The organism is Pseudomonas graminis (assembly GCF_013201545.1).
Lineage (GTDB): Bacteria > Pseudomonadota > Gammaproteobacteria > Pseudomonadales > Pseudomonadaceae > Aquipseudomonas.
Map to the genome: position 1 here is coordinate 1819740 of NZ_CP053746.1, position 22768 is coordinate 1842507.

General features: G+C 61.0%; 20 protein-coding genes. 14 read left to right on the forward strand and 6 right to left on the reverse strand.

The window, feature by feature from the left end; genetic code table 11:
* Positions 1–19: 19 nt before the first annotated feature.
* Entirely contained in the window at positions 20–1414 is a 1395-nt protein-coding gene (gene argH / locus FX982_RS08280; protein WP_172610291.1) for an argininosuccinate lyase, read from the reverse strand.
* Positions 1415–1560: 146 nt separating this feature from the next.
* On the opposite strand from argH, the gene FX982_RS08285 reads away from it, so the two are divergent.
* The 8 genes from FX982_RS08285 (at position 1561) to rsd (ending at position 9116) form a co-directional block, all read left to right on the forward strand.
* Positions 1561–2643 (forward strand): sensor histidine kinase, encoded by a 1083-nt coding sequence (locus tag FX982_RS08285; RefSeq protein WP_172610292.1) that lies wholly within the window; start codon positions 1561–1563, stop codon positions 2641–2643.
* A complete protein-coding gene (locus tag FX982_RS08290; RefSeq protein ID WP_172610293.1) occupies positions 2640–3386 on the forward strand; it encodes a LytR/AlgR family response regulator transcription factor in 747 nt (248 codons plus the stop codon). Before FX982_RS08285 ends, FX982_RS08290 begins: the two co-directional genes overlap by 4 nt.
* 162 nt (positions 3387–3548) lie before the next feature.
* Positions 3549–4490: a hydroxymethylbilane synthase gene (gene hemC, locus FX982_RS08295; protein ID WP_172610294.1), complete on the forward strand. Its 942-nt coding sequence runs from the start codon at positions 3549–3551 to the stop codon at positions 4488–4490.
* On the forward strand, positions 4487–5260 hold the full coding sequence (locus FX982_RS08300; RefSeq protein WP_172610295.1) for a uroporphyrinogen-III synthase: 774 nt from the start codon (positions 4487–4489) through the stop codon (positions 5258–5260). The genes hemC and FX982_RS08300 overlap by 4 nt, the downstream gene beginning before the upstream one ends.
* A gap of 49 nt (positions 5261–5309) precedes the next feature.
* Positions 5310–6452: a uroporphyrinogen-III C-methyltransferase gene (locus tag FX982_RS08305; protein WP_172610296.1), complete on the forward strand. Its 1143-nt coding sequence runs from the start codon at positions 5310–5312 to the stop codon at positions 6450–6452.
* Positions 6449–7696 carry a heme biosynthesis protein HemY gene (locus FX982_RS08310; RefSeq protein WP_172610297.1) on the forward strand — a complete coding sequence of 416 codons (1248 nt, stop codon included), beginning with the start codon at positions 6449–6451 and terminating at the stop codon, positions 7694–7696. The genes FX982_RS08305 and FX982_RS08310 overlap by 4 nt, the downstream gene beginning before the upstream one ends.
* Positions 7697–7947: 251 nt before the next feature.
* On the forward strand, positions 7948–8475 hold the full coding sequence (locus FX982_RS08315) for a disulfide bond formation protein B (protein ID WP_172610298.1): 528 nt from the start codon (positions 7948–7950) through the stop codon (positions 8473–8475).
* 182 nt (positions 8476–8657) lie between these two features.
* A complete protein-coding gene (gene rsd, locus FX982_RS08320; protein WP_172610299.1) occupies positions 8658–9116 on the forward strand; it encodes a sigma D regulator in 459 nt (152 codons plus the stop codon).
* A 93-nt stretch (positions 9117–9209) separates the two neighbouring features.
* Here rsd and FX982_RS08325 read toward each other — a convergent pair whose 3' ends face one another.
* A complete protein-coding gene (locus FX982_RS08325) occupies positions 9210–9887 on the reverse strand; it encodes an FKBP-type peptidyl-prolyl cis-trans isomerase (RefSeq protein WP_172610300.1) in 678 nt (225 codons plus the stop codon).
* 179 nt (positions 9888–10066) lie between these two features.
* On the opposite strand from FX982_RS08325, the gene FX982_RS08330 reads away from it, so the two are divergent.
* On the forward strand, positions 10067–10996 hold the full coding sequence (locus FX982_RS08330) for an AlgP family protein (RefSeq protein ID WP_172610301.1): 930 nt from the start codon (positions 10067–10069) through the stop codon (positions 10994–10996).
* Here FX982_RS08330 and FX982_RS08335 read toward each other — a convergent pair.
* On the reverse strand, positions 10993–11460 hold the full coding sequence (locus tag FX982_RS08335; RefSeq protein ID WP_172610302.1) for a TIGR02444 family protein: 468 nt from the start codon (positions 11458–11460) through the stop codon (positions 10993–10995). The genes FX982_RS08330 and FX982_RS08335 overlap by 4 nt on opposite strands.
* Positions 11461–11506: 46 nt before the next feature.
* Here FX982_RS08335 and FX982_RS08340 point away from each other — a divergent pair, with 46 nt between their 5' ends.
* From FX982_RS08340 to FX982_RS08355, 4 genes are all read left to right on the forward strand, one after another.
* Positions 11507–13417 carry an ATP-binding cassette domain-containing protein gene (locus FX982_RS08340; protein WP_172610303.1) on the forward strand — a complete coding sequence of 637 codons (1911 nt, stop codon included), beginning with the start codon at positions 11507–11509 and terminating at the stop codon, positions 13415–13417.
* A 139-nt stretch (positions 13418–13556) separates the two neighbouring features.
* On the forward strand, positions 13557–14183 hold the full coding sequence (locus tag FX982_RS08345) for a LysE family transporter (protein ID WP_172610304.1): 627 nt from the start codon (positions 13557–13559) through the stop codon (positions 14181–14183).
* Between the two features lie 335 nt (positions 14184–14518).
* On the forward strand, positions 14519–16411 hold the full coding sequence (locus tag FX982_RS08350) for an FTR1 family protein (protein WP_172610305.1): 1893 nt from the start codon (positions 14519–14521) through the stop codon (positions 16409–16411).
* 27 nt (positions 16412–16438) lie between these two features.
* Positions 16439–16921 (forward strand): YaiI/YqxD family protein, encoded by a 483-nt coding sequence (locus FX982_RS08355; RefSeq protein WP_172610306.1) that lies wholly within the window; start codon positions 16439–16441, stop codon positions 16919–16921.
* Between the two features lie 50 nt (positions 16922–16971).
* Here FX982_RS08355 and elbB read toward each other — a convergent pair whose 3' ends face one another.
* Both elbB and FX982_RS08365 read right to left on the reverse strand, forming a co-directional pair.
* Positions 16972–17652, reverse strand: a complete 681-nt coding sequence (gene elbB, locus FX982_RS08360) for an isoprenoid biosynthesis glyoxalase ElbB (RefSeq protein WP_172610307.1) — start codon at positions 17650–17652, stop codon at positions 16972–16974.
* A gap of 135 nt (positions 17653–17787) precedes the next feature.
* Positions 17788–18417, reverse strand: a complete 630-nt coding sequence (locus FX982_RS08365) for a DedA family protein (protein ID WP_254074882.1) — start codon at positions 18415–18417, stop codon at positions 17788–17790.
* Positions 18418–18935: 518 nt separating this feature from the next.
* Between FX982_RS08365 and ppk1 the strand changes: the two genes are divergently transcribed.
* Positions 18936–21173: a polyphosphate kinase 1 gene (ppk1, locus tag FX982_RS08370; RefSeq protein WP_172610308.1), complete on the forward strand. Its 2238-nt coding sequence runs from the start codon at positions 18936–18938 to the stop codon at positions 21171–21173.
* Here the strand turns inward: ppk1 and ppx are convergent.
* Complete coding sequence (ppx, locus tag FX982_RS08375) at positions 21160–22662, reverse strand: exopolyphosphatase (protein ID WP_172610309.1); 1503 nt, start codon at positions 22660–22662, stop codon at positions 21160–21162. The two genes, ppk1 and ppx, sit on opposite strands and share 14 nt — an antisense overlap.
* Positions 22663–22768: the final 106 nt, after the last annotated feature.

A 22768-nucleotide genomic window follows, 5' to 3' on the forward strand; every position in this document is an offset into this window, starting at 1 on the left:
GGCGACGCCGTTTATGCGTTTAGCGGGTGGCGAGCAAATGCTGGCCACGCACAACCGCGGCCTTGACCTGCTCCGGCGCCGTGCCGCCGATGTGATTACGAGCGTTGACCGAGCCCTCGAGCGTCAGCACCGCAAAGACGTCCTGGTCGATCTGGTCGCTGAACTGACGCAGCTCGTCCAGCGTCATCTCGGCCAGATCCTTGCCGGTCTCGACGCCATGCTTCACCGCGTGACCCACAATCTCGTGGCAATCACGGAATGGTAAGCCACGGCGGACCAGATAGTCGGCCAGGTCGGTTGCCGTGGAGAAGCCACGCAGCGCGGCTTCGCGCATCATGGCGTGCTTGGGTTTGATCGCCGGGATCATGTCGGCGAAGGCACGCAGCGAGTCGCGAAGGGTGTCGGCAGCGTCGAACAGCGGCTCCTTGTCTTCCTGATTGTCCTTGTTGTAGGCCAGCGGTTGGCCCTTCATCAAGGTCAGCAGGCCCATCAGAGCGCCGAATACGCGGCCGCTTTTGCCACGGACCAGTTCAGGAACATCAGGGTTTTTCTTTTGCGGCATGATCGAGCTGCCGGTGCAGAAGCGATCAGGCAGGTCGATGAACTGAAACTGCGCGCTGGTCCACAGCACCAGCTCTTCGGAGAAACGCGACAGGTGCATCATCGCGATGCTCGCGGCAGAGCAGAACTCGATGGCGAAGTCGCGATCGGAGACGCTGTCCAGCGAGTTGCCGCCGACGGCCTCGAAGCCCAGCAGTTGGCAGGTCAGTTCGCGGTCAATCGGGTACGTGGTGCCGGCCAGCGCGGCGCTGCCCAAGGGCATGCGATTGGTGCGCTTGCGGCAATCGACCAGACGCTCGTAATCACGGCTGAGCATTTCGAACCACGCCAGCATGTGGTGGCCGAAGGTCACCGGTTGCGCGGTCTGCAGGTGAGTGAAGCCCGGCATGATGGTGTCGGCTTCGCGCTCGGCGAGCCCCAGCAGGCCTTCTTGCAGGCGAGTGATTTCAGCCAGAATCAGGTCGATTTCGTCACGCAGCCACAGGCGGATGTCGGTGGCGACCTGGTCGTTGCGGCTGCGCCCGGTGTGCAGCTTTTTACCGGTGACGCCGATGCGATCAGTCAGGCGCGCTTCGATGTTCATGTGCACGTCTTCGAGGTCCACGCGCCAGTCAAACGTGCCGGCTTCGATCTCGCCCTGAATGCTCTTCAGCCCGTCGATGATCGTGTCGCGCTCGGCATCGGTCAGCACGCCGACTTTGGCCAGCATCGTGGCGTGGGCGACGGAGCCCATGATGTCGTGGCGATAAAGGCGCTGATCGAAGGTGACGGAGGCGGTGAAGCGTGCGACGAAGGCGTCGACGGGTTCACTGAAGCGGCCGCCCCAGGACTGGTTGGTCTTGTCGGTGCTCATGATTCGCTCGCTGCTTTGCTGGTGGCTGAAACTGATGAAAAACCGGCGCCGGCCGATTCTAAAGACGCGGGCGATGATAACAGCATTGCCGCTTATTTATCCCCGGCGGCTTGCCTGCGACGGTATGAGCGAAGAGACTGGCGGCCATGCAAAACGAGCGCAAACAACCGGGGCAGAGCAGTGCGCCCGGCAAAGAGTTCTTCCTCCCGGAACTGTGCCTGCCACAGGCGTTGCTGATGCTGGTGGTGCTGGCGGAGTTGCTGGTCTTCGTGCTCGTGCTCATCGAGCCCATGCGGCCGGAGTTCGACTGGGTGCGTCTGGCGCTGATTTCTCTTTTCGTGCAGTGGATCGTGCTGCTGTCCGCCGCGCTGCTGTGTGGCTTGCGTCCCTGGCTGGCGCGGATGCGTGCTGGCGTGGCCGGCTGCATCGGTTGTCTGCTGGTGGTCGCGGTGACGCTGATGTGCACCGCCGTGACTGACTATTACCAAGTGAATCCCCCGACCTCGTTCAATGGGGTCGTCGAGCGGTACCTGCGTTACGCCCTGATCGCCTTGATCATGTCCGCACTGATGCTGCGGTACTTTTACCTGCAGAGTCAGTGGCGAAAACAGCAGCAGGCCGAACTTCAGGCCAGGATCGAGTCCCTGCAGGCGCGGATTCGCCCGCATTTTCTGTTCAATACACTCAATAGCATCGCCAGCCTGGTCACCAGCGATCCGGTCAAGGCGGAGCAGGCGGTGCTTGATCTGTCTGACCTGTTTCGGGCCAGTCTGGGCAAGCCCGGCAGCCTGACGACATGGCGTGAAGAGCTTGATTTGGCGAAACGCTATTTATCGATTGAGCAATATCGACTTGGCGAGCGTCTACAGTTGGACTGGGCCATAAGTGCAATTCCCGACGACTTGCCAATTCCCCAGCTAACCTTGCAGCCATTATTGGAAAACGCGTTGATTTACGGCATCGCGCCCCGCATTGAAGGCGGCGTGGTCAGAGTTGAGGCGGACTACGAACGGGGAGTATTCATATTGCGCGTCAGTAATCCATACGATGAGGCCGCCCTGGGGCAAAACCCGAGCGGCACTCAGCAGGCCTTGGCAAACATCGGCGCTCGACTCACGGCACTTTTCGGCCCTCTCGCCAGTCTGAGCGTGGAGCGCCGAGACGGTCGTCACTTCACCTGTCTACGCTATCCTTGTGCGAGACTCACGCAGGAAGCCAGAGCAATATGAATGTCCTGATCGTTGATGACGAACCCCTAGCCCGAGAGCGCCTGAGCCGTATGGTAAGCGAGCTCGAGGGTTACAAGGTTCTGGAACCCAGCGCCACAAATGGCGAAGAAGCATTGCAGCTGATTGAAAATTTGAAACCCGACGTGGTGTTGCTGGATATCCGCATGCCTGGCCTGGATGGACTTCAGGTCGCGGCAAAATTGTGCGAGCGCGACGCCCCTCCCGCCGTCGTGTTTTGCACGGCCCACGATGAATTTGCGCTAGAAGCCTTCCGGGTCAGCGCCGTGGGTTTCCTGGTCAAGCCGGTTCGTCCAGAGCACTTGATCGATGCGTTGCGCAAGGCCGAGCGGCCAAATCGCGTGCAGCTGGCAGCGATGACCCGGCCTGCTGCGGAAAGCGGCGCCGGCCCGCGCAGTCACATCAGCGCGCGTACCCGAAAGGGCATTGAGCTGATCCCGCTCGCTGAGGTGATCTATTTCATCGCTGATCATAAATACGTGACCCTGCGCCACGAAGGCGGCGAAGTGCTGCTGGATGAGCCGCTTAAAGCTCTGGAAGATGAGTTCGGCGATCGCTTCGTGCGTATTCACCGCAACGCGCTGGTTGCCCGTGAGCGCATCGAACGCCTGCAGCGCACGCCGCTGGGCCATTTCCAGTTGTTCCTCAAGGGGCTCAACGGTGATGCGTTGATCGTCAGCCGCCGGCACGTTGCCGGTGTGCGCAAGATGATGCAGCAGTTGTAAGCAAGTGCCGCGAAGGCGATGCCGTGCGATGCGGGCGACATGCCGTCGCATGGCGTGGGCAGGTTGATTGAGATCATGATGCGCAACGATTGAATACAGTCATTCGGTCCGATCCGGCCGAGCTGTTATTATTCGCCGCATTCACTCAGTACGGACCGGTTCATGTCTTCTCGCGAAATCCGCATCGCCACCCGCAAAAGCGCCCTGGCCCTCTGGCAAGCCGAGTACGTCAAGGCGCGTCTGGAGCAGGCGCATCCCGGCCTGATCGTGACGCTGGTGCCGATGGTCAGTCGCGGCGACAAGCTGCTGGACTCGCCGCTCTCGAAAATCGGTGGCAAGGGTCTGTTCGTCAAGGAGCTGGAAACAGCCCTGATGGAGCACACAGCCGACATCGCCGTCCACTCGATGAAAGACGTCCCGATGGACTTCCCTCAGGGGCTCGGCCTGTTCTGTATCTGCGAACGCGAAGACCCGCGCGACGCCTTTGTTTCCAACACTTACGCCAGTCTCGATGAGCTGCCCGCCGGAGCCGTGGTCGGAACGTCGAGCCTGCGTCGACAGGCTCAGTTGCTGGCGCGTCGGCCTGACCTGCAAATCCGGTTTCTGCGTGGCAACGTCAACACGCGACTCGCCAAACTGGACGCGGGTGAGTACGACGCGATCATCCTTGCCGCGGCCGGCCTGATCCGTCTGGGTTTCGAAGACCGCATCACCGCCCCCATCAGCATCGACCACAGCTTGCCGGCTGGCGGGCAGGGCGCAGTGGGCATTGAATGCCGCAGCGTCGACATCGAACTTCATGCCTTGCTGGCCCCGCTGCACCATGACGACACTGCCGTGCGGGTCACCGCCGAGCGCGCGCTGAACAAGCACCTCAACGGTGGTTGCCAGGTGCCGATCGCCTGCTACGCCGTGCTGGAAGGCGAGCACCTGTGGCTGCGCGGTCTGGTGGGCGACCCCTCCGGCACCGTGCTGCTGCACGCAGAAGCGCGCGCGCCACAAGTGGACGCCCAAGCGCTGGGCGTGCAAGTGGCCGAAGCTCTGCTGGCTCAAGGTGCAGCGAAGATTCTCAAAGCGGTATACGGCGAGGCTGACGGCGAGTGAAAGCCTGGCGCCTGCTGCTCACGCGTCCGGCTGAAGAATCGCAGGCGCTCGCGCAGACCTTGGCTGAGGTTGGCGTGCACAGCGCCAGCCTGCCGCTGCTGCAGATCGAGCCTTTGCCGGTGTCAGAAGCCAACCGCTCGATCATCTACGACCTCGCCGCGTACTGCGCGGTTATCGTCGTCAGCAAGCCGGCCGCGCGCCTGGGGCTGGCGATGCTCGATGAAGTCTGGCCACAGCCGCCAATGCAGAAGTGGTTCACCGTGGGCGCCGCCACCGCGCAAATTCTTGATGATTACGGATTGCATGTGTTCTTCCCTGAGCATGGCGACGACAGCGAAGCGCTTCTCGACCTGCCGCAGTTTCAACAGGCCGTCTCGGGTTACGACCCCAAAGTGCTGATCATGCGTGGCGAAGACGGTCGCGAGCTGCTGGCCGAACGGTTGCGTGAGCGTGGTGTGGTGGTCGATTACCTGCCGCTGTATCGTCGCAACCTGCCGCAATACCCGGCTTTCGCACTGCCTCATACCGTAAAGGCGGAACGCTTGAATGGGCTGGTGGTCAGCAGTGGACAGGGTTTCGAGCATCTGCGCGAGTTGGCGGGCGACGCCTGGCCTACGCTTGCGCAGATGCCTTTATTTGTACCAAGCCCCCGGGTCGCCGAAATGGCGCGTGCTGCCGGGGTCCTTACCGTAGTGGATTGCCGTGGCGCCAGCGCCCCGGCCTTGTTGGCAGCATTGCGTGAACACCCCGCGCCTGCCTTACAGGTGTAAGGGTCGATCAGTCGGATTACGCGACGCCCAAAATGCGAAGGATGGATACGTGAGCGAAACAGTCTTGCCAAAAGATGACGTTGAACCGGTACTGGCCAAACCTGAGCCGCTGCCGGATCCAGCGTACAAAGAACCGTCGAGTCGCCGTAGCAGCAACGGGCTCGCCATACTGGCGCTGTTGCTGGGCGCTGCGGGCGTTGCCGTTGGCGGCTGGAGTGTTTGGCAACTGCGCGCCATGCAGACCGGTCACCAGGAGCAGTCAGGTCAGCTGCAGGACATCGGTTCGCAGACCCAGGCGCTCAAGCAGAGCGAGCAGCAAATCGCCGCACGTCTGGCGCAATTGCCACCGGCGCAGGAGCTGGAGGATCGCCGTCGCCTCGTTACGCAGTTGCAGGGTGATCAGCAGCGACTGAGCCAGCGTGTGGAGACTGTGCTCGGCGCCAGCCGCAAGGATTGGCGTCTGGCCGAGGCGGAGCATCTGCTACGGCTGGCGAGCCTGAGACTGTCTGCACTGCAAGACGTCAACAGCGCTGCAGCGCTGGTTCAGGGCGCCGACGAGATTCTGCGCGAGCAGGACGATCCGGGTGCGTTCGCGGCTCGCGAGCAATTGGCCAAAAGCCTGACCGCGCTGCGCAGCGTCGACCAACCGGATCGCACCGGACTGTTTCTGCAATTGGCGGCCGTGCGGGATCAAGTCGCGCAGTTGAATGAGCTGGCGCCGGAATACAAGGACAAGGGCGATTCGCTGTTCGGTTTGACCGATGGCAGTGAGGACAGCTATTGGGCCAAGTGGTGGGACAAGATTTCCCAGTTCGTGCGCATCGACTTCAACGCAGACAAGAATATTCGTCCGTTGCTGGCAGGCCAGAGCCTGACCCAGGTTCGTCTGGCGTTAAGCCTGGCTATCGAGCAGGCGCAATGGGCTGCGCTCAACGGCCAGGCCCCGGTCTACGAGAAGGCCGTGGCTGAAGCGCGCAGCGTCCTGGACGACAATTTCAATCGCGATAACCAGCAAAGCAAAGCGCTTGGGCAGCGTCTGGACGAGCTCAGCAAACAGCCGGTCTCCGTCGCGACCCCTGACCTGACACAAAGTCTGGCGGCGGTGCAGGCGTATCTCGAACAGCGTCATACGCCTGTCGGCGGTGCGCTGGAGAAACGCCCTGACGAGGCGCAGCCTGGGAAACAGCCATGAAGCGCGCTTACGTCATCCTCTTTGTGCTGGTCGTGGCGGCGGCGCTAATAGGCGTCGCGATCTCCCGTCATGCGGGCTACGTGCTGATTTCCTACGACACCTTCCGCTACGAATCGAGCATCTGGGCAGCCCTGGCGCTGCTGGTCGCCGTCCTCTTTATTCTGTGGCTGGTGCGCGTGCTGATCACGTTGCTGACGACCTCTGGTGGGGTGGTCAATCCCTGGTCACGCCGCAATCGAAGCCGTCGTGTGCAGAACGCGATCGAACAAGGGCAGATGGATCTCGCAGAAGGACGTTGGGCCAGTGCGCAACGCAACTTGCATCGCGCCGCTGAAGCGGAGCTTCAGCCGCTGCTGTACTACCTCGGTGCTGCCCGGGCAGCGAACGAGCAGGGGCGTTATGAAGAAAGCGATAACCTGCTCGAACGCGCGCTTGAGCGTCAGCCACAGGCTGAACTGGCCATCGCGCTGAGTCACGCGCAGCTGCAGGTGGACCGTGGCGACCTCGATGGAGCACTGGTTACCCTGCAGGCCATGCAAGAACGCCATCCGCATAACCCGCAGGTCTTGCGCCATTTGCAGCGCCTTTACCGCGAGCGTGGCGCGTGGCCGGAGTTGATTCGTCTGATGCCGGAGCTGCGCAAGGATAAAGTCCTTCCGGCGCAGGAGCTGGCTGAACTGGAGAGACGCGCCTGGGGCGAAAACCTCTCCTTGGCTGCCCATCGGGAATCAGGCAGCGATACTGTCGCCACCGGTTTGCCTTCGCTGGAGCACGCCTGGCAGCAATTGACTTCGGCTCAGCGCCAGGAGCCCGCACTTGTGTTGGCGTATGCCGAGCAGTTGCGGCGCCTGGGCGCCGACGTGCAGGCCGAAGAGGTTTTGCGTACGGCGATGAAGCGCGATTACAACACTCACCTTGCGCGGCTGTATGGCTTGGTGCGCGGCGCCGACCCTGCCAGGCAACTGCAGACCGCCGAAGGCTGGCTGAAAAGTCATACCGATGACCCAGGCTTGCTGTTGACCCTGGGTCGTCTGTGCCTGCAAAGCAGCTTGTGGGGTAAAGCGCGTGATTACCTCGAGTCGAGCTTGAGGTTGCAGCGCAACCCGGAAGCGTGTGCCGAACTGGCTCGTCTGCTTGCGCAGCTGGGCGAGACTGATCGCAGCAATCAGCTGTTTCAGGAAGGTCTGGGTTTGCTGGATGAGCGTTTGCTCGCCCGTCCGTTGCCAGCACTGACACGCGCTTAGACTGGGGTAAGACGTCAACTCGAAGAGGCCCGCTTGCGGGCCTCTTCAGTGTCTGAGTCTTTTATTTGTGTAGGGCATTTCCGTGCTTCGTGTGGCTTGTTGAGAGGATCTTTGGGCTACCGGTATAACGTCTTAAACACGGCGTCGGGATTTACCTACATCAACAAAGAAATATCCTCCGTTGAGCGCCTTGAAAGCGACTCGCGCTTTCCTCTACCGTAGCCGCCTTCGTCTTTTGTTACGGATTTTCCATGCAGCTGGCTCGTACGCGCTCCTTGTTCTCTCTGGCGTTTCTGGCCTGCGCATCGATTGTGGGAGCGACAGTTTATCTCGGCCCTGTAGTTGATGCGGCGCCATGTCCGATGTGTCTGCTTCAGCGTGTGCTCATGGCGGTATCTGCGGGTGTGTGTTTGCTCGCCGCGCTGCACGCGCCGGGCAAATCTGGCTGGCGTATCTACGCGGGCTTTCTTTTACTGTTTTCCGCTTTGGGAGCGAGCGTCGCGGCACGTCAGGTCTGGTTGCAGGCTTCGCCGCCCGAGAACATGGCAGCGTGTATTGAAAACCTGCACTACCTCATGGAAACGCAAAGCTACGTGAAGGTCATGGCGATGGTGCTGGCGGGAAGCGCAGGGTGCTCCGAGATCAACTGGTCGCTGTTTGGCATCAGCTTGCCGGAGTGGAGCCTGTTGGCGTTTTCAGGTTTAAGCCTGTTCGCGCTGTACTACCTTTTTATCGAGTTTCGCCGCTTCAGATCAATGGATGTGGGGACGGCCGATTAAACACTTGTATGAACTTTATGTCCTGCGTACCTTGATGGGCTAGTCATGCGGGCATAATCTGGGCCGCACGCATCATCGGATCAATGCTGCTGTTTGCGCTTTTCCCGGCCGGCTCCGACACGTCTCGGACCGAACCGCAAAGCGCTTGAAGCAGCATGCCCCTGAAGGGAAGAGAGAACATCATGCTGGAAAGTTGTCAGAACGCTCAGGAACGCTGGGGTGGGGTTCACAAGCTGATTGACCGCTGGTTGCTGGAGCGCAACGAGTTGATCACGGCTTATTACGCCTTGAGTGCAGATCCGGAAGCGTTTGCCGAAAAAAGCACGCCCTTGCAGGAATTCTGCGGCTCGTTGGTCGATTACGTGTCGGCGGGTCATTTCGAAATTTACGAGCAGCTCACCAACGAGGCCAAGGCGTTCAAGAATCAGCGCGGCCTTGAGCTGGCTGACACGATCTATCCTCGTATCGACGTCATCACCGAGAAGTTGCTGGCGTTCAACGATCTCTGTGACGAAGGCAAATGCGTCGCCGAGAAATTCAAGGAGTTGGGCGGCTTGCTGCACGAGCGCTTTGAACTGGAAGACTGCCTGATCGAAGTGCTGCATAACGCGCACAAGGAACAGATTGAGGCAGAGGTCTGAGCAGACCGCTGATGAAAAAAAGGGTGCCTTGGGCACCCTTTTTTATGGTCTGTCTTTAGGGCTGCCGCCGACGAGCCTGAGCCACTGCCAGCGTTACGGCGACACCCCGAGCAGCTCGATGTCGAACACCAGCGGCGTGTAGGGATCGATCAGGTCGCCTGCGCCCTCTGCACCGTACGCCTGGGCCGAGGGGATGACCAGCCGCCATTTGGCACCCACCGGCATGTCGGCGAGGGCTGTGGTCCAGCCAGCGATGACGCTGTCCAGGCGGAACCATTGTGGCTGCTGGCTCTGATCGAAGATCGTGCCATCAGGCAGACGGCCCACGTACTTCACCTGCACACGGCCATTGATGTCGGGTTTGGCGCCGTTGCCCGGCGTCAGTTCGGTCATCAGGATGCCATCCGCGAGTTGGCGAACGCCAGGTTTGGCCTTTTCGACGTCCATGAATTTGCGTTCGTCCTTCAGCGCCGCTTCGGTTTGCGGTTCAGTCTGGCCAGAGCTTTCAGCCTGGGCGAGGGCGGCGTCGTGGTCGCTGAGGATCTGCTCCATGCGTTCCTGTTTGATCGCCAGCGGCTTGCCTTGATACGCCGACTGCAGACCTTCAAGCAGTGCGGGCAGCTGCAGGTCAGGTGCTTCCTGGCGCAGACGCTCCCCCAGACTTGCGCCAAGGCTGTATGAAAGGTCGTGAGTGTTGTCGGACGCCGGAGCATCAGTCGCGTGAGCAAAGGGTACCAAGAGGAACAACGATATAAACAGGTAGCGCGACATGAATGCTCTCCGGCCTGGGAAGTGAGCGATTATGCCAGCGCTGAAGCCCGAGCGTGACGGGTATTGCCGCGCTTTTCGGCGTCTTGCAACAGAGCGGGGATCGTAGTGTCAAGATGCCCTAGCGGCGGTGCGGGCGGAGGTCTAGTATGGCCGCACTCAAATCAGCCAGGAGGTAAGTCATGTCGGCCACCAAGAAGCCAGTAAACACTCCGTTGCATTTGCTTCAACAGCTTTCGAGCAGCCTGCTCGAGCATCTCGAAGAGGCCTGCTCTCAAGCATTGGCTGACGCTGAAAAACTGCTTGCCAAACTCGAAAAACAACGTGGCAAGGCGCAGGAAAAACTGCACAAGTCGCGCACCAAATTGCAGGACGCTGCCGCCGCCGGTAAAGCCAAGGCCCAAGGCAAGGCCAAAGACAGCGTGGCCGAGCTCGAATCGCTGCTCGACGCTTTGAAAGATCGTCAGACTGAAACCCGCAGCTACATCCTCAACCTCAAGCGTGATGCTCAGGAAAGCCTTAAGCTGGCCCAAGGCATTGGCCGCGTGAAGGAAGCCGTTGGCAAAGCGCTGAACGATCGCGCTGCAAAACCTCCGGTTCAAGCAGCTGCCAAGTCTGTCGCTGTAAAATCGCCTGCGAAATCACCTGCAAAACCTGCGGTTAAAGTCGTCCCGGCAAAGCCTGCTGCTAGAACTGCGGTCAAAGCCGTCGCTGAGAAAACCGTTGCCAAAGTGACTGCGAAAACCGTGGCCGCCAAGCCAGCTGCGAGCAAGCCGGCGGCGAAAACGCCTGTTGCCGCGAAATCGGCCGCCAAGCCTGTAGCCAAGAGCACCGCTGCCAAACCGGTTGCCGTGAAAGCCACTGCCAAACCTGCTCCAGCTAAAGCGCCTGCGGCAAAACCAGGCGCCACTGCCGCCGCCAAGCCGGCCGCGAGCAAAGTAGCCGCCAAGCCTGCCGTCAAGCCAGCTGCATCAAAACCTGCTGCCGCCAAGCCAGTCGCAGCCAAGCCTGCGGCAAAGCCAGCCGCCACGTCTGTCGCTCCGGCGGCCTCCGCTGCGCCAGCCGCTCCGGCAGCGCCAGCTGCTGATTCGACCTCGAACAGCGCGTCCTAAGCGATATCGGTCCCGGCGCGAAGCAGGATATGCAACGCGTCGGGACTGGCTTGAGCGGCACCTCCCGCCAGCGCTTCCAGCCATACACCCGTAGGTTGAGCATCTCGCTGAGGCCAGTCTTCGGTCAGCCGTTGCAATCGCACCAGCAGCTCACGCTCGGCATCAAGCTCCAGGGTTTTCAGCCTGTCGCGTAACGCCTTTAGTTCTTCGTCGCCGGTCGCGTCAGCCTTCCAGCGTGTCCGAATATCCCGCAAAGGCCCCACCACCTGCTCGTGCCACGGGTCGGCCAATTGTCCGATTTGTCGTGCACGCTCCGGGTCGAACTGCACACCACGCCGGTCCATCCAGACCCCGCACAGCAGCGCGCAGACATTGGCGCCATTGGCTTGCAGGTTCAGGCACGCCTGCTCGACGCCTGGGCGCGCATAAAAATCGAGGGTGAAACTCCATAGGTCCGAAAGCATCGTCATCTACCTGTTTTGGGCGAAGCTGGTAGACTCCGCGGCCATTATGATCAGACTTCAAAGCCTTACCTTACAGCGTGGTCCGCAACGTCTGCTAGAAGACGCCGAGCTGACCCTGCACGCCGGCCAGAAAGCCGGCCTGATCGGCGCCAACGGCGCCGGTAAATCCAGCCTCTTTGCGTTGCTTCGGGGTGAACTGACCCCCGACAACGGCGATTGCCTGCTGCCCGCCGATTGGCGCATCGCCCACATGCGTCAGGAGGTCGATACCCTCGATCGGCTGGCGGTGGATTACGTTCTTGACGGCGACCTGCGTCTGCGTCAGGTGCAGCATGACCTTGCTGCTGCCGAAGCTTCCCAGGACGGCGCCGCGCAGGCGCGTCTGCATTCGGAGCTCGACAGCGCCGATGGCTACACGGCCGACGCGCGGGCGCGCAAGTTGCTGGCAGGTCTGGGCTTTACCAACGAGCAGATGGAGCGCCAGGTCAGCGATTTCTCCGGTGGCTGGCGGATGCGTCTCAACCTGGCGCAGGCGTTGATGTGTCCTTCGGACCTGCTGCTGCTCGATGAACCGACCAACCACTTGGACCTCGATGCCATTCTCTGGCTCGAAGACTGGCTCAAGAGCTACCAGGGCACGCTGCTGCTGATCTCCCACGACCGCGATTTTCTGGATGCGGTGGTCGATCACGTTGCCCACGTCGAGCAGAAAAAGATCACGCTTTATCGCGGCGGTTACAGCGCTTTCGAACGCGCTCGTGCCGAACGCCTGGCCCAGCAACAGCAGGCCTACGACAAACAACAGGCCCAGCGCGCGCACATGGAGAAATTCATCACGCGCTTCAAGGCCCAGGCCACCAAGGCCAAACAGGCCCAGAGCCGGATCAAGGCGCTTGAGCGAATGGAAGAGCTGTCGGCGGCCCACGTCGATTCTCCATTCGACTTCACCTTCCGTGAATCGACCAAGATCTCCAGCCCGCTGATGGATTTGTCTGACGCAAGACTCGGTTATGGCGACAAAGCCATTCTGCAAAAGGTGAAGCTGCAACTGACGCCGGGTGCACGCATCGGTTTGCTGGGCCCGAACGGTGCCGGTAAATCCACGCTGATCAAAAACCTCGCAGGCGAACTCGAACCACTGAGCGGGCGTATGGTGCGCGGCGAAAACACGGTGGTCGGCTACTTCGCGCAGCATCAGCTTGATTCCCTGGACGCCAAGGCCAGTCCGCTGCTGCACCTTCAGCGTATCGCGCCCACCGAGCGCGAACAGGCCTTGCGGGATTTCCTCGGCGGTTTCGATTTCCGCGGTGCGCGCCTCGACGAGCCGGTGCTGAATTTCTCCGGTGGCGAGAAAGCGCGGCTGGCGCTGGCCCTGATTGCATGGGACAAACCCAACCTGCTGCTGCTCGACGAACCGACCAACCACTTGGATCTGGAAATGCGCCTGGCCCTGACCATGGCGCTTCAGGAGTTCAGTGGCGCGGTGCTGGTGGTCTCACACGATCGGCATTTGCTCAAGAGCACGACTGACAACTTCCTTCTCGTCGCCGATGGCCTGGTTCAGGAGTTCGATGGCGATCTGGATGACTATGCGCGATGGCTGGTGGACTACCGCCTGCGCAATGCGCCGGCCAGTAATACACCGGTCAATGTCGACAAGACCGACAAGAAGGCCCAGCGTCAGCAGGCTGCCGCACTGCGCCAGCAACTCGCGCCCCACAAACGCGAAGCCGACAAGCTTGAAAAAGAGCTTGGCACGCTGCACGAGAAGCTGGCGAAGATAGAAGCGGCCTTGGGCGACAGCGGTATCTACGAAGCGGCCAACAAAGACAAATTGCGCGACCTGCTGGCCGATCAGGCGAAGCTCAAATCCCGTGAGGCCGAACTCGAAGAAGCCTGGATGGAAGCGCTGGAGTTGCTGGAGTCGATGCAAGCCGAGCTGGAAGCGTTGTCCTGACAGCGTCGCCTGCGTTAGCCGTCTACCGCAGGCGACCGTTACAGCTGTCTGGCAAGTCGCCGCAACAGTCAGAAATGACTGGCCTTCAAGGGCCCGGAAACACTAGGTTAAGCGTAGATTTCGTTGCCTGAGGTGTGTGATGTCGCTCGAAACATGGTTGGGGTTCTTCGCCGCTTGCTGGGTTATCAGCCTGTCTCCGGGTGCGGGCGCTATTGCCTCGATGTCCAGCGGTCTGCAATACGGGTTCTGGCGTGGCTACTGGAACGCGCTGGGCCTGCAGGTCGCCCTTGTCGTGCAGATCGCTGTGGTCGCCGTAGGGCTAGGCGCGGTTCTGGCCACTTCGGCATTGGCATTCACCCTGATTAAATGGTTTGGCGTCGCCTACCTGGTCTATCTGGGCATCAAACAGTGGCGTGCGCTGCCGAGCGATCTGGCGGATGATTCAGCAGTCCGGCCGGTGGGCAAGCCGCTTGTGCTCATGGCCCGCGGTTTTCTGGTGAACATCAGCAACCCCAAGGCGCTGGTGTTCATCCTGGCGATCCTGCCGCAGTTCATTGACACGCATCTGCCGCTGCTGCCGCAATACCTGATCATCGCCTCGACCATGGTCTGCGTGGATCTGATCGTCATGGCGGGCTACACCGGGTTGGCTTCGAAAGTACTCCGCGCCCTTAAAACCCCCAAACAGCAGCGTCGAATGAACCGCACCTTCGCCGGATTGTTCGTCAGCGCCGCGGCCTTCCTCGCCACCTTGCATCGGGCTTGAATCGGAGAAAGCCAGTTGGATGCATACGATGTCTCAGTAGGACCGGCTTCAGCCGGGAAGAGGCCGGTGTGAGCGCCCTCAATTTTGCAGCGTGGCCACTGACGCATTCCCGGCTGAAGCCGGTCCTACATGAGGAATACGTGCTGTCAGCAGGACCGGCTTTAGCCGGGAAGAGGCCATTGGCAGCACCCTCATTTTTGCGGTGTGACACCTGACGTCTTCCCGGCTGAAGCCAGTCCCACAGTTGAGTCATAGCCATCAACTCAGCGCTTGAGTCCTCAGCGCCTAACATGAACAATGGCAACCCCTCGCATTCCTGATTGAGATCCACCCTCATGTTCCGCTCCCGCTTTTTGACCTGCCTGAGCCTCGTGCTGTTGAGCCTGTTCAGCGCCAGTGCCTGCGCAGCGCCTGCCGAGGACGCGGCTCAGGCGTTGCATTTACTCGATTACGTCGGAGCGGACTACCCGGCGACGATCGCGGACGGCAAGGTCGTGGATGACGCCGGATACCGCGAGCAGCTGGAATCTCTCGCGGCGCTGCAGGGCACGATCGCCGCGTTACCCGCCAAGCCAGAGCAGGCAGCGCTGGAACAGGGCCTCACAGCGCTGTTGAATGCGGTCAACCAGAAGCAGGACGGCGCTCAAGTGTCCCGTCAGGCGCGTCAGCTCGGCGCAAAGCTGGCAGTGGCGTACGAAGTCAGTCAGGCCCCAGTGATTACCCCGGATCCCGCCCGTGGCGCGCCCTTGTATGCGCAGTATTGTTCGGTGTGCCATGGCGATGCCGGCGCAGGCGACGGGCCGGCCGGGATTGGTCTCACGCCGCCGCCTTCGAATTTGCGTGACGCGGTGCGGCTCGACCGCCTGAGTCTCTACGACATCTACAACACCCTCGGGCTGGGCCTTGAAGGCACTGAAATGCCAGCCTTCGCGGACCAATTGGATGACCGCCAGCGTTGGGACCTCGCCACTTACATCGCAGGCTTCAGCGCGGATTCTGCTGCGAAGCAGGACAAGCCCTACAACCTCGCTGATCTGGCGCGGCAGACACCGGCAGAAGTCAGCGCCAGCGAAGGGCCGCAAGCCGCTGCCAGCTTCCGTGCCCAGCGCGCGCAGCCGCCGCAGGTTCAACGCGGCCCGGCGCAGCTGCTCGACTACACCAGCGCAACTCTGGACAAGAGCCTTGCCGCGTACCAGGCCGGCGATCGCGAGCAGGCGTATGACCTGTCCGTCGCAGCGTATCTGGAGGGCTTCGAGCTGGTCGAAAGCTCGCTGGACAACGTCGACGCCACCGTGCGCAAGGACACCGAAAAAGTGCTCATGGCCTACCGGCAGTCGTTGCAGGATGGCCTGCCCGCAGCACAAGCGGCGCAGAAGCTCGCTGATGCCAAGGTCAAACTCAAGGAGTCGGCCGATCTGCTTGGCAGCGATGGCCTGAGCACCACATTGAGCTTCATCTCCGGTTTGCTGATCCTGCTGCGCGAAGGGCTGGAAGCGATTCTCGTGCTCGCCGCCATTCTCGCGTTCCTGCGCAACACCGGTCAGCAATCGGCGGTGCGCAGCGTCAACATTGGTTGGGGGCTGGCGTTGCTGGCGGGCCTAGGCACCTGGGCGCTGGCAGCGTACGTCATCGATGTCAGCGGTTCGCAGCGCGAGCTATTGGAGGGCGCCACCGCGCTGTTCGCCAGCGTCATGGTGCTGTGGCTGGGCGTGTGGATGCACGACCGACGTCATGCCGCCGCTTGGCAGGATTACATCAAGAGCAGCCTGGTAGGCGGCGGTGGCCGTTTTGGTTTTGCGGTGCTGGCGTTCTTCTCGGTCTATCGCGAGCTGTTCGAAGTCATTCTGTTCTACGAGACCCTGTGGCTGCAGGCAGGCCCCGCCGGCCACAACGCCGTCTTGGCGGGAGGCGCCACGGCGCTGGTGCTGCTTGTCGGCTTGGCGTGGGTGATCTTGCGGGGTTCGGCGAAGCTGCCGCTGACGCTGTTCTTCGGCATCAATGCTGCGCTGCTGTGCGCGCTGTCGGTGGTGTTCGCGGGCCATGGCGTCAAGGCGCTGCAGGAAGCCGGGATTTTCGGAACGCGTCCGGTACCGTTCTTCGATTTCGACTGGCTTGGGATCCACGCCGACGCCTATTCGCTCGGTGCGCAAGCCATAGCGTTGTTGGCGATTGTGGTGCTGTATGGCCGCAGCCGGATAGCCGAGAAGCGCCGAGCGGCTGCTGCATAAATTCATTTTCTGGAATTGGAGTCGCTTATGCGCGTCTGGATCGATGCCGACGCCTGCCCCAAGGCCGCGAAGGACCTGGTCATCAAGTTCGCCCTCAAACGCAAGTTTGAAGTGGTGCTGGTGGCGGGGCAGAGTCAGATCAAGCCGAGCCTGACCCTGGTGAAGTTGATCGTAGTGCCCAGCGGGCCGGATGCGGCTGACGATTATCTGGTGGAGCATGCCGTGCCGGGCGAGCTGGTGATCTGCAGCGATGTGCCCTTGGCTGATCGGCTGGTCAAGAAGGGCGTTGCGGCGCTCGATCCCCGGGGCAAGGAGTTCGATGCGCAGAATATGGGTCAGCGCCTGGCGATGCGTAATCTCTTCACGGATCTGCGAGAGCAAGGCCAGGCGAGCGGCGGGCAGGGCGCCTATGGCGAACGGGAGAAACAGGCCTTCGCTAATTGCCTGGACCGGATCCTGACGCGGCTGGCCCGCGAGTATCCCGCGCCGCCAGCAGGCGAGAGCCATTAGGGCCGAGTCAGGGTGAGCAGTGGATGTGTCACCCGCCCCGCTTTAAAAGATCAGTCGGCGAGACGGTCATCATTTTCCTGCACCAGCTCCAGGACTCGATCCACCAGCTTGTTGATTCCGGACGCTGCTTCGCCGATGGACGTGGCGACCATGTAAGCGGGCGTGCTCACCAACTTGCGGTCCTTGTCTTCAACGATTTCCGTCACCTCGCACTCTTGGTGAGTGCCGCCCATGCGGTTGATCGCTGCAGCGGTATCGGCATCGTTGCCGATCGTGCAGGTGACGCCGGGGCCGTAGATTTTGGCCGCCAGCGCAGGCGATACGCAGATGAGCCCGATGGGTTTGCCGGCTGCCGCAAACGCTTCGGCCATTGCCAGCACTTCAGCCTGGACCTTGCAGCCAGCGCCTTGGGTGGAGAAGTTCGACAGGTTTTTCGCGGCACCGGAGCCGCCGGGGATGATCAATGCGTCGAATTCAGTGACGTCGGCTTCGCGGAGGTCTTCAATGGCGCCGCGGGCGATGCGGGCTGATTCGACCAGCACGTTGCGCGATTCGGGCATCTCTTCGCCGGTCAGATGATTGATGACGTGGTGCTGGGGAATATTGGGTGCAAAGCACTTTACGACTGCGCCTCGCTGATCAAGGCGCAGCAGCGTGAGCACGCTTTCGTGGATTTCCGCGCCGTCGTAAACGCCACAGCCAGAAAGAATAACGGCCACTGTTTTGGTCATTCGCGTGTTCCTCCTTCGGGCGCTCCGGCCATTTGCCGGTTACGCAGGTCAGCATTGCGCTGATTGTCGCAAGCCATGAACCTAGGACAACGCCGTCAGCGAATGTCTCCGGACTCATCGGCCTGCGTCGAGGATTTACTCATCAGGGGTTTTTCTGGCTTCTACCTTGGCTTCGGCATTGGCCGCAACGGCCAGCTTCTCTTCCCGGGCTATGCGCGCATTTTTGATGCGGCGGCGAATCCACAGCAACACGCCAATCACAAGCAGCGCGCCAAGCACCCACAGCTCGTACTTCTTGACGTTGCCCAGCAGGCCTTCCAGCACGGAGCCGAACTTGTACGCCGCTGCGCCCAACGCTGCTGCCCATACCGCTGCGCCGATGCCGTTGAGCAACAGGTAGCGCCCCGGCGGATAGCCGGACAGGCCGATGGCGACCGGCATGACCGTGCGCAAGCCGTAAACAAAGCGGAAGCTCAGCACCCAGATGTCGGGGTGGCGGCGGATATGCTCCAGCGCGCGGTCGCCCATCAACTGCCAGCGAGGCTTGCGCGCCAAAAGCTTGCGGCCATGCTTGCGTCCCATGAAATACCACAGCTGGTCGCCTGCGTAGCTGCCAAAAAAGGCAACCACCACGACCAGATTGATATCCATGTATCCGCGGAACGCAAGAAAGCCGGCAAGCACCAAAATGGTCTCGCCTTCAAAAAAGGTCCCGAGGAAAAGGGCGAAGTAGCCAAATTCTTGTAAAAAATGCTGGAGCATCATTTGGGTGCTGGCGAAATGAACGCGCAGCCTAACGCGCCCAAGGCATTCAGGAAAGTATGCAAATGTGTCACCGCGTTAAAGTTTCCTACGTTCGGGAGCGATTATTCGCGCGAAGAGCAGGTTTGTGTCGCACACGTTACGTCGCAATTACGCTTGTCACGCAAGCGTCATAATCGCCACTTATAAATGTCACGCTTGATCGTCTGGATGGGCTCGGAGCCCCTCCTTGCACATTGCCATCCACCTGGCACCACCCGAATGTTTGCAGGTCAGGGCTTGCACCGTACGGAGAAATCCGTAGCGTGGAGAGTCAAACCGCTCACAGCATCGAGCCTGACGCCGGTCGCCCCGCCGCACGACATAGAGTCAGGCTGCAAACATCTTCAGAACCGCCACGCCTTGGGCGTGACCGTTGCCCCACGCTGTACGTCACCACTGTTGTGGCGCAAGCGGCATTCCGACATCGGCCGTATGCGCGGCCCAACTGTTACAAGGCCAATTGCCTTACAGGATTATTCATGAGCACCGAAGGATCTACCGAAGCCGCAATCGAGCTTGACCCTCAGCCTGTCAATCAGCCGCCCGTCAACCAAGAGGTCACTGCCGTGGTCGAGCCGACCATTGAAGTGGTCCCCGCGCTGGAACCGCCTCATCCAGCTCCGCATGTCATCGCGGTGCCCAATCTGGATGACAGCAGTCTCTACATCCATCGCGAGCTGTCGCAGCTGCAGTTCAACATCCGCGTGTTGGAACAGGCGCTGGACGAGTCCTACCCTCTGCTCGAGCGGCTCAAGTTCCTGCTGATCTTCTCTAGCAACCTCGACGAATTCTTCGAAATCCGCGTCGCCGGCCTCAAGAAGCAAATCACCTTCGCCCGCGAACAAGCTGGCGCTGACGGCCTGCAGCCTCATCAGGCGCTGGCGCGCATCAGCGAACTGGTTCACGGCCATGTGGATCGCCAGTACGCCATTCTCAACGACATCCTGTTGCCTGAGCTGGAAAAGCATCAAGTGCGCTTCATCCGGCGTCGCAACTGGAATGCCAAGATCAAGGCCTGGGTGCGCCGTTATTTCCGTGACGAGATCGCGCCGATCATCACGCCAATCGGCCTGGACCCGACGCACCCGTTCCCGCTGCTGGTGAACAAGTCGCTGAACTTCATCGTCGAGCTGGAGGGCATCGATGCCTTCGGTCGCGATTCCGGTCTGGCGATCATCCCGGCACCGCGCCTGTTGCCGCGCATCATCAAGGTGCCGGAAGACGTGGGCGGCACAGGCGATAACTATGTATTCCTGTCGTCGATGATTCACGCCCATGCCGATGACCTGTTCCAGGGCATGAAGGTCAAGGGCTGCTACCAGTTCCGTCTGACCCGGAACGCTGACCTGGCCCTCGATTCCGAAGACGTGGAAGACCTTGCCCGCGCGCTGCGTGGCGAGCTGTTCTCCCGTCGCTACGGCGATGCGGTGCGTCTGGAAGTGGCAGACACCTGCCCGAAACTGCTGTCGGACTACCTGCTCAAACAGTTCAACCTTAGCGAGACCGAGCTGTATCAGGTCAATGGCCCGGTGAACCTGACGCGGCTGTTCAGCATCACTGGCCTCGACAGTCACCCCGAGCTGCAGTACATGCCGTTTACCCCGGCGATTCCAAAGCTGCTGCAGAACAGCGAAAACATTTTCAACGTCATCAGCAAGCAGGACATTCTGCTGCTGCACCCGTTCGAGTCCTTCACGCCGGTCGTCGACCTGCTGCGCCAGGCGGCAAAGGACCCTCACGTGCTGGCCGTGCGGCAGACGTTGTATCGCAGCGGCGCCAACTCGGAAATCGTCGATGCGCTGGTGGATGCCGCGCGCAACGGCAAAGAAGTCACCGCCGTCATCGAGCTGCGTGCGCGTTTTGACGAAGAGTCGAACCTGCAACTGGCGAGCCGCCTGCAAGCGGCGGGTGCGGTCGTGATCTACGGTGTGGTCGGTTACAAGACCCACGCCAAGATGATGCTGATCCTGCGCCGTGAGGCCGGCGAGATCGTCCGCTATGCGCATTTGGGCACCGGCAACTATCACGCCGGCAACGCGCGTCTCTATACCGACTACAGCCTGCTGACCTCGGACGATGCGTTGTGCGAAGACGTCGGCAAACTGTTCAGTCAGCTGATCGGCATGGGTAAGACCCTGCGCATGAAGAAGCTGCTGCACGCGCCGTTCACCCTGAAAAAAGGCATGCTGGATATGATTGCCCGCGAGACGCAGTTCGCGTCCGAGGGCAAGCCTGCGCACATCATCGCCAAGTTCAACTCGCTGACCGACCCGAAGATCATTCGCGCGCTGTACAAGGCCAGCCAGACCGGGGTCAAGATCGACCTCGTCGTGCGCGGCATGTGCTGCCTGCGGCCAGGCGTGCCGGGCGTGTCCCACAACATTCAGGTGCGCTCGATCATCGGTCGCTTCCTTGAGCACACGCGGGTGTTCTACTTCCTCAATGGCGGCGACGAGCAGATGTTCCTGTCGAGCGCCGACTGGATGGAGCGCAACCTCGACAAGCGCGTCGAGACCTGCTTCCCGGTGGAAGGCAAGAAGCTGATCTTGCGTGTGAAGAAAGAGCTGGAAGGGTATCTGACCGACAACACCCATAGCTGGCTGCTGCAGCCGGACGGGCGCTACATTCGCAGCACCCCGACCGGCAACCAGAACGCCCGCAATGTGCAGGCGAGTCTGCTTGAGAAGCTGAGCAACCCGGTCCTCAGCGTACGTTGAGGATGATGCCGACTCGGGTCAGCCACTCCGCTTCGAGCGCGAAGTCGGCCTGAGTCAGCTGGTTGTTTTCCAGCCAGCCATCCGGGAACACGATGTCCAGGTGGTTTTCGTTGGCGGTCAGCACAGGCTGCGGCATCTCCTGGGTGCCGCGAATGTGGTGAAACAGGATCGCGAAACGCAGCAGCACGCACAGACGAATCAGCTTCACGCCTTCGTTGCCGAATTCGGCAAACTTGTCCTTCGGAATATTACGGCGATGACCGCGCACGAGCAGGCCAAGCATTTGCTGGTCCTCGCGGGAGAAACCAGCCAGGTCAGAGTGCTCGATCAGGTACGCGCCATGCTTGTGGTAGTGATAGTGGGCGATGTCCAGACCCACTTCATGCACCTTGGCGGCCCAGCTCAGTAATTCGCGATACGAATTGTCCTCAAGCTCCCACGCTTTTGCCACTTGCTCCAGCGCTGACAGCGCCTTGCGCTCGACACGGGCGGCTTGCTCAAGATCAACGTGGTAGCGCTCCATCAGCGAGCTGAGGGTGCGTTCACGCACGTCTTCGTGGTGGTGACGGCCGAGCAGGTCGTAGAGCACGCCTTCACGCAGTGCGCCTTCGCAATGGTCCATGCGCTTGAGGTCGAGGGCATCGAAGATGGCTTCGAGAATCGCCAGCCCTGCCGGGAAGATCGCCCGACGATCAGGCTTGAGGCCTTCAAAATCAATCTTGTCGACTTCCCCAAGCTTCATCAGCTTGCGCTTGAGCCAGGCCAGGCCTTCGGCGTTGACCTCGCCATTGCCGTGGCCGCCTGCCTTCAGCGCCAAGCCGATGGCGCGAATGGTCCCGGACGAGCCGATGGCCTCATCCCACGTCAGACGATGCAGCGCGTGCTCGATGCTCATGATCTCCAACCGCGCTGCCGTGTAGGCCTGTGCGTAGCGCGCCGGGGTGATCTTGCCATCCTTGAAATAACGCTGAGTGAAGCTGACGCAGCCCATCTGCAGGCTTTCGCGCAGCAGCGGTTCAAAGCGCTGGCCGATGATGAACTCGGTGCTGCCGCCGCCGATGTCGGCGACCAGGCGTTTGCCAGGCGTGTCGGCCAGGGTGTGGGAGACGCCGAGGTAGATCAGGCGCGCTTCTTCACGGCCGGAGATGACCTCGACCGGATGGCCGAGGATTTCTTCGGCGCGGTGGATGAATTCGTTACGGTTGCGGGCCTCGCGCAAGGCGTTGGTGCCAACGATGCGCACGGCGCCGGGCGGCATACCGTTGATCAGCTGAGCGAAACGCTTGAGGCAGTCGAGCCCGCGCTGCATGGATTCTTCGCTGAGGCGGCGGTCGTCATCGATCCCCGCGGCCAGCTGCACTTTCTCACCGAGCCGCTCAAGGATGCGAATTTCGCCCTCATTGGCTTTGGCGACAACCATGTGGAAACTGTTGGAGCCCAGGTCGATCGCGGCGATCAGCGAGAGTTTTTTGGCTGTGGATAGCGGCATGGTCAAAAGGTCTCGGTCGATAACCCCGACATCGTGCCACGATCCATCCCCGTCGCCAAACCGGCAACGCCTCGCGGATGCATTTGCGGCACGAGCATCGCTGTTT